This is a genomic window from Pseudoxanthomonas sp. F11 (assembly GCF_037046485.1).
Classification (GTDB): Bacteria; Pseudomonadota; Gammaproteobacteria; order Xanthomonadales; family Xanthomonadaceae; genus Pseudoxanthomonas_A.
This window is the reverse complement of the sequence record NZ_JBANLZ010000001.1, coordinates 892,114-904,171: the sequence shown is the minus strand read 5'-3', so window position 1 is coordinate 904,171 and position 12,058 is coordinate 892,114. Positions and strand designations below refer to the sequence as shown.

9 protein-coding genes are annotated in these 12,058 nt (G+C 68.7%); 6 read left to right on the top strand and 3 right to left on the bottom strand.

Going from position 1 to position 12,058, the window contains the following annotated elements:
• The first annotated feature begins 10 nt into the window (after window positions 1–10).
• Entirely contained in the window at window positions 11–1,090 is a 1,080-nt protein-coding gene (gene lptF / locus V8246_RS04410) for an LPS export ABC transporter permease LptF (RefSeq protein ID WP_336188070.1), read from the top strand.
• Entirely contained in the window at window positions 1,039–2,190 is a 1,152-nt protein-coding gene (lptG, locus tag V8246_RS04405; RefSeq protein WP_336188331.1) for an LPS export ABC transporter permease LptG, read from the top strand. Before lptF ends, lptG begins: the two co-directional genes overlap by 52 nt.
• Window positions 2,191–2,197: 7 nt before the next feature.
• Here lptG and V8246_RS04400 read toward each other — a convergent pair whose 3' ends face one another.
• Window positions 2,198–2,665: an RDD family protein gene (locus V8246_RS04400; protein WP_336188069.1), complete on the bottom strand. Its 468-nt coding sequence runs from the start codon at window positions 2,663–2,665 to the stop codon at window positions 2,198–2,200.
• 199 nt (window positions 2,666–2,864) lie between these two features.
• Here V8246_RS04400 and xerD point away from each other — a divergent pair, with 199 nt between their 5' ends.
• From xerD to purL, 3 genes are all read left to right on the top strand, one after another.
• Window positions 2,865–3,818, top strand: coding sequence for a site-specific tyrosine recombinase XerD (xerD, locus tag V8246_RS04395; protein WP_336188068.1), 954 nt, complete (start codon window positions 2,865–2,867; stop codon window positions 3,816–3,818).
• A 106-nt stretch (window positions 3,819–3,924) separates the two neighbouring features.
• A complete protein-coding gene (locus tag V8246_RS04390; protein ID WP_336188067.1) occupies window positions 3,925–4,752 on the top strand; it encodes a thioredoxin fold domain-containing protein in 828 nt (275 codons plus the stop codon).
• Window positions 4,753–4,832: 80 nt separating this feature from the next.
• Complete coding sequence (gene purL / locus V8246_RS04385) at window positions 4,833–8,867, top strand: phosphoribosylformylglycinamidine synthase (protein WP_336188066.1); 4,035 nt, start codon at window positions 4,833–4,835, stop codon at window positions 8,865–8,867.
• 30 nt (window positions 8,868–8,897) lie between these two features.
• Here the strand turns inward: purL and V8246_RS04380 are convergent, their stop codons facing one another.
• On the bottom strand, window positions 8,898–9,470 hold the full coding sequence (locus tag V8246_RS04380; protein ID WP_336188065.1) for a relaxation protein: 573 nt from the start codon (window positions 9,468–9,470) through the stop codon (window positions 8,898–8,900).
• A gap of 25 nt (window positions 9,471–9,495) precedes the next feature.
• On the bottom strand, window positions 9,496–10,557 hold the full coding sequence (locus V8246_RS04375; protein WP_336188346.1) for a hypothetical protein: 1,062 nt from the start codon (window positions 10,555–10,557) through the stop codon (window positions 9,496–9,498).
• Here V8246_RS04375 and V8246_RS04370 point away from each other — a divergent pair.
• Window positions 10,556–11,688 (top strand): IS3 family transposase gene (locus V8246_RS04370; protein ID WP_336188064.1). Its coding sequence is split into 2 segments (ribosomal slippage): window positions 10,556–10,811 and window positions 10,811–11,688, totalling 1,134 coding nucleotides; the frame shifts between segments, so codons are not numbered across the junction. The genes V8246_RS04375 and V8246_RS04370 overlap by 2 nt on opposite strands.
• Window positions 11,689–12,058: the final 370 nt, after the last annotated feature.

Here is a 12,058-nt window from a genome sequence, read left to right as displayed (position 1 = left end):
AGCCCTCCTGATGCCGAAGCTGGACCGCTACCTGTTCCGGGAATTCACCCAGAGTTTCCTGGCCACCCTGATCATCCTGCTGATGGTCAGCGTGGGCGGCGTGATGGCGGACCTGCTGGGCGACGTGGCGGACGGCAAGGTGCCGGCCCGCCTGCTGCTGTCCCAGCTGGGCCTGCAGTTCCTTAACTACATGCCCTACATCATCCCGCTGGCGCTGATGCTGGGGCTGCTGCTGGCGTTCTCGCGCCTGTACCGGGATTCGGAAATGGCGGTGCTGACGGCGGCCGGCATCGGCCCGCGCCGCCTGCTGCGGCCGCTGCTGATGCTGGTGGTGCCGGTGGTGGTGATTGTCGGCCTGTGCTCGCTGTGGCTGGGCCCATGGGCGCTGCGCACCGCGCAGAACATGCTGGAACACGCCAACCGCAGCCTGGTGGTCTCGGGCCTGGACGCCGGCAAGTTCACCGTGCTGTCCAGCGGCGCGGTGGTCTACGTGAGCGGGCTGTCGCCGGACGGGACCGGCCTGAGCAGGGTGTTCATGCACCGGGCGAAGGACGGCCGCATCGACGTGGTGACGGCGAAGTCCGGGCAGATGTTCTTCGAGGGCGAACGCAACCGTTACCTGAGACTGGATGACGGCTTCCGGGTTGAGGGCCCGGACGGTCCCGGCCTGGATTACCGGCTGATCCGCTACAAGGCCAATGAAGTCGCCCTGCCGGACCGCGCCGACACCCTGGACAAGGACGATCCCTCGCTGCAGCCCACCTCGAACCTGCTGGGCGACGCGCGTCCGGCCGCCAACGCGCAGCTGCACGCGCGCCTGACCCCGCCGCTGCTGGCGCTGGCGTTCGCGCTGCTGACCCTGCCGCTGTCGCGCAGTTCGCCCCGTCAGACCCGTTACGGGCGGGTGATGCTGGGCTTCCTGGCCTATCTGGTCGGCATCAGCCTGATGTTCAACGGCACCCAGTGGCTCAGCGAGGACAAGCTGCCCGGACTGGCGGGCCTGTGGTGGCTGACCCTGCCGCTGCTGGCCGCGTCGATCTGGTTCTACCTGCGCGATGGCCGGCCGTCGCGACCGCGGAGGCGCGCATGAGGTTCATGCCCCGCCTGCACGACATCTACGTGGGCCAGGTGGTCCTGGTCACCGTCCTGCTGGCCTGGGCGGTGCTGGTGGGCCTGGATGTGGTGATGGCGCTGTCCGGCGAGATCGGCGACCTGGGCACCGGCAACTACACCTTCGGCCATGCCGTGGCCTGGGTGCTGTACACGGTGCCCCGCCGCGCCTACACGATGTTTCCCACCGCGGCGGTGATCGGCTCGCTGATGGGGCTGGGGCAGCTGGCGGCCAGCTCGGAACTGACCGCGCTGCGTGCGCTGGGCCTGTCGCGGCGGCGGTTGAGCATTTCCGTGGCGGCGGCGCTGGCGCTGTTGACCGGCCTGATGGTGGTCAGCGGCGAAACGCTGGGCCCTTGGGGCCAGCGCCAGGCCGACACACTGAAGATGAGCGCCCGCACCGGCAACGTGGCGATGGACCGCTACTCCGGGTTGTGGGCACGCGAGGGCAACACGTTCCTCTACGCGCAGAGCGGCGAGGAGCGCGAGCAGCCGGGCGGCAAGGTGTCGCTGCAGCTGCGCGACGTGCGCATGTACGAGCTGGCGGACGACGGCCGCCTGGCCTCCATCGCGCACGCCGCCATCGCCGAGCACCTGGACGGCTACTGGCTGCTGAAGAACGTCCGCCGCACCACCTTCAACGAACGCTCCGCCACCCAGGTCACGGTGCTGGGCGAGCGCTGGGAGTCGGAACTGGACGCGTCGGTGCTGTCGTCCAGTCTGGTGCGCGCGCGCAACATGCCCAGCCACGAGCTGAGCCAGAACATCGATTACCGCAAGCGCAACGGACTGGACGCGCGCGACTACGAGGACCAGTACTGGGCGCGCTGGTTCTATCCGCTCAACGTGCTGGCGCTGTGCCTGGCTGCCATTCCCTTCGCCTTCGGCAGCCTGCGCAGCGGCGGCATGGGCAAGCGGCTGTTCCTGGGCATCGTGTTCGCGGTGGGTTTCTGGGTGCTGCAGACCATGTTCGTCCGCCTGGCGGGCGCCTTCCGGCTGGACTACCGCATCGCCTATGCGATCCCGCCGTTCGCCCTGCTGGGCATCTCGTGGCTGCTGTTCCGGCGACGCAGCCGCTGAGACGCTTTCAGGTGCGCTTCGGCAGCCGGACCATGCGCGTGCCGCTGTAGCGGTCGTGGAACGTCAGCCGGTCCCGGTCCAGCCACGCCCACCAGAATCCAAAGCCGCCGGCCAGCGTGGACAACGTCGCCAGCGCATAGCGGCGCCACAGCGTGGCGAGTGACGGCGCGCCGCCATCGGGTGCGGTCACTTTCAGTCGCCATGGCCGCATGCCCAGCGTCTGTCCGCCGCGCAGCCAGCTGAAGGTGGCGTACAGGCCGGCGACGCCCCAGCAGCACGCCCACAGCAGCCACCACATCGGGGTGAAGGGCTCGATGTTGTGGCGGACATCGCCACTGATCACCACGTCGACCAGGACGAACGGGATGGCCACGGCCAGCCACATCGCCAGCACCGGCCAGACGTCGTAGAGCAGGGCGAGCAGGCGCCAGCCGATCAGGGCGCGGGGTTTCTCGATGGCGGGTGCGGATTTCATCGCGACAGGATACCGGCTACGCCCGTTCGACTCCTGTGGGACCGACGTGAGTCGCGAAGACCCAGCCCCTCACGCTGGAACAGCGGGGTTGTGAACGACGCCGCAGACATCGGTCCTCAGCATCGATCGCGTCCCAAGCCCCGCTTCGCAATTCACGTCGCTCCCACAAGACCGGGAACGCATCGCCTAAGCTTGCCGCATGACTGCCCCCACGCCCGCCGAACGCCGCCAGCAGGCGAGCGCCCTGCCTCCGGTCCCGGATACGGATGCCGCCGACATCGCCGCCTTCCTCGATGCGATCTGGGCCGAGAGCGGGCTGGCGCGACCCACGCTGGACAGCTACCGGCGCGACCTGGAGGGCTTCGCCCGCTGGCGCGACGGCCGCGGGGGCGGACTGGCTGCGACCGATCGCGCGGGCCTGTTCGACTACCTGGCCTGGCGGACCCGCCAGGGCTATTCGCCGCGCAGCAACGCCCGCCTGCTGTCGGCCCTGCGGGCCTTCTTCGCCCATCGGCTGCGGCAGGGGCTGCGGCGCGACGATCCGACCGCCCTGCTGGACCCGCCGCGCCTGCCACGCTCGCTGCCCAAGGCGCTGACCGAAACCGAAATCGACGCGCTGCTGGCCGCGCCCGACACCGCCACGCCGCTCGGCCTGCGCGACCGCGCGATGCTGGAACTGATGTACGCCGCGGGCCTGCGTGTCAGCGAGCTGGTCCACCTGCCGGCCACCGCGGTCAACCTGCGCCAGGGTGTGCTGCGGGTCACCGGCAAGGGCAGCAAGGACAGGCTGGTGCCCTTGGGCGAGGAATCGCAGCACTGGCTGGAAACCTACCTGGCGCAGGCGCGTCCCGCCCTCGCCGGGAAACGCAGTGTGCCGTCGCTGTTCCTCGGCACGGGGGGCGAACCGCCGACCCGGCAGCAGTTCTGGACCCTGGTGAAGCGCTATGCGGCGGTGGCCGGCATCGACCCTGCCCGCATCAGCCCGCACGGACTGCGGCACAGCTTCGCCACCCATCTGCTCAACCGCGGCGCCGACCTGCGCGCCCTGCAACTGCTGCTGGGACACAGCTCGCTGTCGACCACGCAGATCTACACCCTGGTGGCGCGCGAACACCTCAAGCAGCTGCACGGCCGCCACCACCCGCGCGCATGAACCCGGTCACGCTTGCGGCCGGTTAAGCCGGCCGCCCGTCGCCGTGTGCCAGAATCGGCACTTCTCTCCGCCACCTGCCGCGCCGCGGCTCCACCGGATGCTCCTGATGCCCCGCCTGATCACCGCCGCCCTGCTGGGCGCCCTCAGCCTGACCGCGTGCGCGCAGGCCCCGCAAGCGCCTGCCGCCGACAAGCCGACCGCGGCCAAGCCGGCGACGGCGTCGACCGCCGCCAGCGGTTCGGCGGAGGACCGCGCCCGGGCCGCGATCGCCAAACTCAACCCCCGTGCCAAGGTGGAATACGTGGGTGCGGCGCCGCTGCCGGGCTTCCGAGAGGTCATCGCCGGCGGCCAACTGCTCTATGTCAGCGACGACGGTCGCTACCTGATGCAGGGTGCCGTGCTCGATCTGGAGGCGCAGGAAGACCTGATGCAGAACAGCCCCGCGCTGGCCGAGCATCGCCGCAAGCTGATCGCCACCATCCCGCACGCCGAACGCATCGTGTTCGCGCCGCCGAACGCCAAGTACACCGTCACCGTGTTCACCGACATCGAATGCGGCTATTGCCGCAAGCTGCATGGCGAAGTGGGCGAGCTCAACCGCCTCGGCATCGCCGTGGAGTACCTGGCGTTCCCGCGCATGGGCCTGGGCAGCCAGGACCACAAGGACATGATCTCGGTCTGGTGCGCCCCCGACCGCAAGCGCGCGCTGACCGACGCCAAGGCCGGCAAGCCGGTCGTGCCGCGCGACTGCAAGAACCCGGTGACGATGGAGTACGACGTGGGCCAGCGGGTAGGCGTGAGCGGCACCCCGGCCATCTATTCGGCCGAAGGCGTCCAGCTGGGCGGCTATCTGCCGCCGGCCGCCCTGCGGGCCAAACTGGACGAGCTGGCGGCGAAAAAGACCCCGGCCGCCGCCGCGGGCGCCGCGCCCTGATGCCAGAGAAGCCGGCCCAGCGCCGGCTTCGCTACAATAGCGGGCCCCGTCCTGACGGCACGCCCCCACGGTTCCCGGACATGATCGTCCTCGAAGGCCAATCGGCCTTGTCGCATTTCCGCCGCGCGCGGCTCGAATCCAAGCTCCAGTCCATCGCCCCCGCCGTCCGTGTCCGCGGCGCCTGGCACGTGTACTTCGTCGAGGTCGACCCGGGCGCCAGCCCGGACCTGGCCACCCTGCGGCGCGTCCTGCAGGCCAACGAGGGCGACGTCCCCCAGGCGGACGGCACGGTTTCCCGCTTCGTCACCCCGCGCCTGGGCACGCTGTCGCCGTGGGCCAGCAAGGCCACCGAGCTGCTGCGCGGCGCCGGCCAGCCGGTGAAGCGCGTCGAGCGCGGCCTGCGCATCGACCTGGAAGGCTGGGACGATGCGTCGCACGCGCTGGCCAAGGCGCTGCACGACCCGATGACGCAGTCCCTGCTCGCCAGCCGCGAGCAGGCGCAGGCCCTGTTCACCGCGCCCGCGCGCGGCGAACTGGAGCGCATCCCGCTGGCGCAGCTGGAGGCCGCGAACGCGCGCCTGGGCCTGGCGCTGGCCGACGACGAGATCGACTACCTGCGCACGCGCTACGCCGAGCTGGGTCGCGATCCGTCCGACGTCGAGCTGATGATGTTCGCGCAGGCCAATTCCGAGCACTGCCGGCACAAGATCTTCAACGCCAGCTGGACCATCGACGGCAAGGAACAGGACCGTTCCCTGTTCCGGATGATCAAGCACACCCACGCGCAGACGCCCGAGCACACGCTCAGCGCCTACAGCGACAACGCGGCCGTGCTGGAAGGCTACCCGGCCGCGCGTTTCCGCCCGGACGGCAGCGGCCAGTACCGGGTCGAGGCGAGCGTCGACTCGGCGTTCTGCATCAAGGTGGAAACGCACAATCACCCCACGGCGATCGCGCCGTTCCCCGGCGCCAGCACCGGCGCCGGCGGCGAGATCCGCGACGAAGGCGCCACCGGCCGCGGTGGCAAGCCCAAGGCCGGCCTGACCGGCTTCTCGGTCTCGCACCTGCGCATCCCCACGCTGCCCCAGCCCTGGGAGGCGCCGCGCGCGCTGAACCCGCGCATGGCGCCGGCACTGGACATCATGCTGGATGGCCCGCTGGGCGGCGCCGCGTTCAACAACGAGTTCGGCCGGCCGAACCTGCTGGGCTATTTCCGCAGCTTCGAGCTGCCGGAGGGCGAGGCGCTGACCCGCGCCTACGACAAGCCGATCATGCTGGCCGGTGGCCTGGGCGCGATCGACCGCATCCAGGTGGAGAAGAAGACACTGTCGCCCGGCGACGCCGTCATCGTGCTGGGTGGCCCGGCCATGCTGATCGGCCTGGGCGGCGGCGCGGCCAGTTCGGTCGCCTCGGGCGAGAGCGCCGAGGATCTGGATTTCGCCAGCGTGCAGCGTGACAACCCGGAGATGGAGCGCCGCTGCCAGGAAGTCATCGACCGCTGCGTGGCGATGGGCGAGGACAACCCGATCCTGTGGTTCCATGACGTCGGCGCGGGCGGTCTGTCCAACGCGATCCCGGAACTGCTGCACGACTCCGGCGTGGGCGGCGTGATCGACCTGGGCAGGGTGCCCAGCGACGATCCCTCGCTGTCGCCCATGCAGCTGTGGTGCAACGAGTCGCAGGAACGCTACGTGCTGGGCGTGCCACAGGCGCGGCTGGCCGAATTCGCGGCGATCTGCGAACGCGAGCGGTGCCCGTTCGCGGCCGTCGGCGTGGCCACGAAGGAAGAGCGACTTGTAGTGGGCTACGGCGCCTTGGACGATGCTTCCCTTCTCCCTACGGGAGAAGGTGGCGCGCAGCGCCGGATGAGGGGCGACGAAGGTCAGGGTGGTTCCGCCATCACCGGCTCCGGTTCCCCTCACCCCAACCCCTCTCTCCCGCAGGGACTTCCTTCGGTCGCCGAGGGGAGAGGGGCTTATCCCATCGACCTGCCGATGGACGTGCTGTTCGGCAAGCCGCCGAAGATGCATCGCGACACCGCGCACCCGGCGCCGCCCAAGTGGCCCGCGTTGCAGACGGCTGACCTGGACCTGCATGAAGCCGGCCTGCGCGTGCTGGCGCATCCGACCGTGGCGGCCAAGCAGTTCCTGATCACCATCGGCGACCGCAGCATCGGCGGCTTGACCGCGCGCGACCAGCTGGTCGGCCCCTGGCAGATGCCCGTGGCCGACTGCGCCATCACGCTGAGCGGCTACGAAGGCTTTGTCGGCGAAGCGATGGCGATCGGCGAGCGCACCCCGCTGGCGCTGCTCGACGCCGCCGCCGCCGCCCGCATGGCGGTGGGCGAAGCCATCACCAACCTGTGCGCCGCGCCGGTTGAATCGCTGCACCGGGTGAAACTGTCGGCCAACTGGATGGCCGCCGCCGGCCATCCGGGCGAAGACGCGCTGCTGTTCGATGCGGTGAAGGCCGTCGGCATGGAACTGTGTCCGGAGCTGGACATCAGCATTCCGGTCGGCAAGGACTCGCTGTCGATGCAGGCGCAATGGCACAGCGACGGCCAGGCGCAGAAGTCGGTGTCGCCGGTCTCGCTGATCATCAGCGCGTTCGCGCCCGTCACCGACGTGCGCCAGCAGCTGACTCCGCTGCTGTCGCGCGAAGACGACAGCGAACTGTGGCTGATCGGCCTGGGCGCGGGCAAGAAGCGGCTCGGCGGTTCCGTCCTGGCGCAGGTGTATCCGCAGTCGGGCGGCGATGGCGCATGGCCGGCGTTCGCCGGCGACGGCCGTGATGAAAGCGTGCCGGACCTGGACGATCCGCAGCGCTTGCGCGACTTCTTCCACCTGATCGCCGATGCGCGCGAAGCCGGCCTGCTGCTGGCTTACCACGACCGCAGCGACGGTGGCGCGTTTGCCACGCTGTGCGAAATGGCGTTCGCCTCGCATCGCGGGCTGGACATCAGCCTGGACGGGTGGGGCGACGATGCGTTCCGCACGCTCTTCGCCGAGGAACTGGGCGCGGTGGTGCAGGTGGCCGACGAGGATCGCGCGGCCTTCGCCGACCTGGTCGAGCGCCATGCGCTGACCGAATGCGCGCAGCGCATCGCGCGCCCGACCACGGCGGCGACGATCCGCGTGCAGCAGGACGGCGACGTTCTGGCCGAATGGCGCTGGGAAGAGCTGTTCGATGCCTGGTGGTCGGTCACGCACGCGATGCAGAAGCTGCGCGACAACCCCGAGGCCGCCGACCAGGAGCGCGAAATCGCACGCCAGTTCGGGCGCACCGGCCTGAAGCCGAAACTGTCGTTCGATGCCACCGAGGATGTCGCCGCGCCGTTCATCGCCACGGGCAAGCGCCCGAAGGTGGCGATCCTGCGCGAGCAGGGCGTCAACGGCCAGATCGAGATGGCCTCGGCGTTCACCCGTGCCGGCTTCGACGCGTTCGACGTGCACATGAGCGACCTGATCGCGGGCCGCGTATCACTGGCGGACTTCAGCGGCCTGGCCGCCTGCGGCGGTTTCAGCTACGGCGACGTGCTGGGTGCGGGGCGTGGCTGGGCGACCTCCATCCTGGAGCGTAGTGCGCTGCGCGAGGCCTTCGCGGCGTTCTTCGCGCGGACCGACACGTTCTCGCTGGGCGTCTGCAACGGCTGCCAGATGATGAGCCAGCTGAAGGACATCATCCCCGGTGCGCAGCATTGGCCGGTGTTCCTGCGCAACCAGAGCGAACAGTTCGAAGCGCGCACGGCGCTGCTGGAAGTGCAGGAGTCGCCGTCGGTGTTCTTCCGCGGCATGGCCGGCTCACGCATCCCGGTGGCGGTGGCGCACGGCGAAGGCCGCGCCTCGTTCGCCGGTCCGGTCGACCAGGCTGCGGCGCGCGTGGCGCTGCGCTACGTGGACGGCGATGGCGTGATCGCGACGGCGTATCCGCTCAATCCCAACGGCTCGCCCGACGGCATCACCGGCCTGACCAGCGACGACGGCCGCGCCACCATCCTGATGCCGCACCCCGAGCGCACGCCGCGCAGCGCCAACCACAGCTGGCACCCGGCCGGCTGGCCGGAAGACTCGCCGTGGCTGCGCATGTTCCGCAACGCGCGGGTGTGGGTGGGGTGAGCAGGCGTTGAGGGTTGCCGGTCCGGGCGCTCACGGGCGGTCCCGGACCGGACGATATTGGTCCTCCTCGCCAAACGCTTCGCCTTTCGGGTCGATGTTGGCGCACAGCCTGCCATCGCACAGGGTCACGTCGGCGGCGTCATAGGCTTTCAGCAGTTGCGCCGATAGCTGGTGGCGGCGGATCTCGTCGTAGTAGTGGCTGGAAAGCCAGCCGCCGCCCAGAACGATCAGGGCGAGGCTGGCAAGACAGACGCCGACGACCTGCCATAGCAGATGCCGATGGAGGGTACGCGCGGCATGGATCTGCGCCGCCAGTGCATGCGAGGCTTGCCGCACATCCTGTCCCGACGTTTCCAGACGTGTCTGGTAGATCGAGACGGATTGTCCGATGCCCGCATCGACGGCGCTCACGACACTGCCCCGCAGATGCTGCATTTCCGTATCGGCAGCCCGACGGAGCGTTTCAGGCAATTGTTGCGAGAGCTCGTGGAGCTGCCGGTGCGCAGCCTGCAAGCTGTCCTCGATCTGCTGCGTACGGCGTTCGAACCGCTCCATGAGGGCTGACACACTGGCGACGAGGTCGGTGATCCGGTCGGTGTCCATCCTGCTTTCCTTGGCAGCGTTGGCGTCAGATCGTGCGTGCGATGCCGGCCGACACCGTGACCTGCCTCTGCTCCGCACTTTGTTGCTCGGCGGCCTGTGCCAGCAGCGCCTGCTGCCGCTCTTCGGCATCCACCTGGGCCGTCGCAGTCGCACTTACCCTCCTCGCATGTGGATCGTCGGCTGCAACCTGAGTCATCCGGCGGAAGCCGCCCAGGTCGCCGGCGTCGTAGGCGGCCACCATGCGGTCGATGTAGGCGAGGGGGTCATCGCGTAGCGAGACCGGCGACGGTGTGGAATCGCTGGCGGGCCGCGAGGGCCAGCCACTTCCGCGCTCCGGCTTGCACTGGCTGTCTTCCCGCATGGGGGCGCGGCGAAGATCCTGTATCCGCCCGTCGATCTGCTCCAGGGGGCTGCCGGCACTGTCCCGGTAGATCAGCGGTCGATCGGGCGGCACGAAGTCGCGATTTCTCTCGTCCGTCGCGCGTTGCGCCGCCAGTCGAAGCGCCCTCAGCTCGTCGTGAACTTCGTTGCCCATCAGGCCGTGCCGGACCTTGTGCATCACGTACTGGGAGCCGATCGCGGACGTGTAGGCGATGCCCGCGCCGGTGAGCTTCGTCGCCAGCGCCACGTCCTCCGCAGCCGAGCGGATGCTCTCCCGGTAGGCATCGAACTCGGGCTTGTGTTGCTCGTAGAGCGCGCGGTTCTCACTGTTGATGATCGTGTTGGGGCCATAGATGGCGAGTTCTTCTGGCTTGCGCTGTCCGCTGTGGAACTGGACCGCACCATGCGTCATATCCGGGCCCATCTTGCGCAGATCGCCGATTAGGTCCCACCTGCTTTGCTGGCTGGGCAGCGATCCTCCCCGCAGCAGAATGTCGATATCCTGTTGCGTAGCATAGACGCGCGTTTCGCCGAAATGCCGATTGGCCGCGCCAACCATGTCGGTGGCACGGACGTGGTTGACAACCTGGCTTCCACCCTCGGGTACGCCGTAGAGACCTGCCGCGCCATAGGCGTTAAAGTGACCTGCCCCCGCTGAGCCGTACCACGTGAAGCTGTAAAGTCCGTCACCCAAGAGGACGGACATGAAGAAGAGTCGTTTCACTACCGAGCAGATCATCGGATTCATCAAACAGGCCGAGGCCGGCATGGCCGTGTCCGAGCTGGCGCGGCAAAACGGTTTCAGCCCCGCCAGCTTCTACGCCTGGCGGGCCAAGTACGGCGGCATGGAAGCCGAGGACGCCAAGCGTCTGAAGGAGCTGGAAGCGGAGAACAACCGGCTCAAGCGGCTGCTGGCCGAGGCGCACCTGGACATCGAGGCGCTGAAGGTCGGCTTCGGGGTAAAACGCTAGCCCCGCAACGCAAGCGCGAGGCGGTCCGGCACATGCTCGAACTCACGACGGTGAGCGAGCGCCGGGCCTGCCGCCTTGCGGGGCTGTCCCGCGACGCCTTCCGCCATCCGCCCGAGCCGACGGCCGCCACGCAGGCGTTGTCAGCCCGGATCATCGAACTGGCCCAGGTTCGCCGCCGGTTTGGCTATCGCCGCCTGCACGACCTGCTGCGCCCGGAGTTCCCCGACGTGAACCACAAGAAGATCTACCGCCTGTACCGCGAGGCGGATCTGGCCGTACGCCGGCGCCGGAAAGCCAAGCGGCCGGCGAGCGAGCGTCAAGCGCTGTCGCCAGCGAGCCAGCCCAACGCGGTCTGGAGCATGGACTTCGTCAGTGATGCGCTGGCCAATGGGCGTCGACTCAAGTGCCTGACCGTCGCCGACGACTTCAGCCACGAAAGCGTCGACATCGCCGTGGACCACGGCATCAGCGGTGCCTATGTGGTTCGTGTGCTGGATCGGGCCGCCTGCTTCCGCGGTTATCCCCGCGCGGTACGAACCGACAATGGGCCGGAGTTCACCAGCCGTGTCTTCATCGCCTGGACGCAGCGGCATGGCATCGAACATCTGCTGATCGAGCCGGGCCGGCCGATGCAGAACGGCTACATCGAAAGCTTCAATGGCAAGTTCCGCGACGAATGCCTCAACGAGCAATGGTTCACTTCACTGACCCAGGCCCGAGACGTCATCGCCGCGTGGCGACGGGACTATAACGAGGTTCGGCCACACAGCAGTTGCGGACGCATCTCACCGGCTCAATTCGCCGCCAATCACAGAGCACAGCAAGCCAACAATGCGGTACCCTTCAACGCCGGACTTTGTCAGTAACTACTGGTACGGGTCTTGGGGGCAGGTCATTTCGATCCCTGCCTCGTGTTCCGATTTCTAGCGGTTCAGCGAAGTTCATGCAATTAACATTTGGAGCGAGAGCAGTTCGGAGGTTGTCGTGATGAGGGGCGATCCTCTGTCGTTCGCCAAGCGAATGGCCGGTGTCGATAATGCTGGTTGTATCCATCTCACTGACAAGCTTTCTCTCGGGGGTGACCCCACGAGGTCTTCGCGAAGGTGCGATTCACCGGCCCCCACCCATCAGTTGGCGTCGGGTTGAAAGCCGACGGCAGCCATTGCCGCCAGCGCCCGGTCGCTGCGGCCCCGGGGCGAAAATTCCCCGGAACGACGGGTCGCAGGCTGCCGACGC

What these genes read in the sequence shown, in the direction of transcription:
- lptF (WP_336188070.1), top strand. Translation starts at nt 11, where the DNA reads ATGCCGAAGCTGGACCGCTACCTGTTCCGGGAATTCACCCAGAGTTTC.
- V8246_RS04400 (WP_336188069.1), bottom strand. Translation starts at nt 2,665, where the DNA reads ATGAAATCCGCACCCGCCATCGAGAAACCCCGCGCCCTGATCGGCTGG.
- xerD (WP_336188068.1), top strand. Translation starts at nt 2,865, where the DNA reads ATGACTGCCCCCACGCCCGCCGAACGCCGCCAGCAGGCGAGCGCCCTG.
- V8246_RS04390 (WP_336188067.1), top strand. Translation starts at nt 3,925, where the DNA reads ATGCCCCGCCTGATCACCGCCGCCCTGCTGGGCGCCCTCAGCCTGACC.
- purL (WP_336188066.1), top strand. Translation starts at nt 4,833, where the DNA reads ATGATCGTCCTCGAAGGCCAATCGGCCTTGTCGCATTTCCGCCGCGCG.
- V8246_RS04380 (WP_336188065.1), bottom strand. Translation starts at nt 9,470, where the DNA reads ATGGACACCGACCGGATCACCGACCTCGTCGCCAGTGTGTCAGCCCTC.
- V8246_RS04375 (WP_336188346.1), bottom strand. Translation starts at nt 10,557, where the DNA reads ATGTCCGTCCTCTTGGGTGACGGACTTTACAGCTTCACGTGGTACGGC.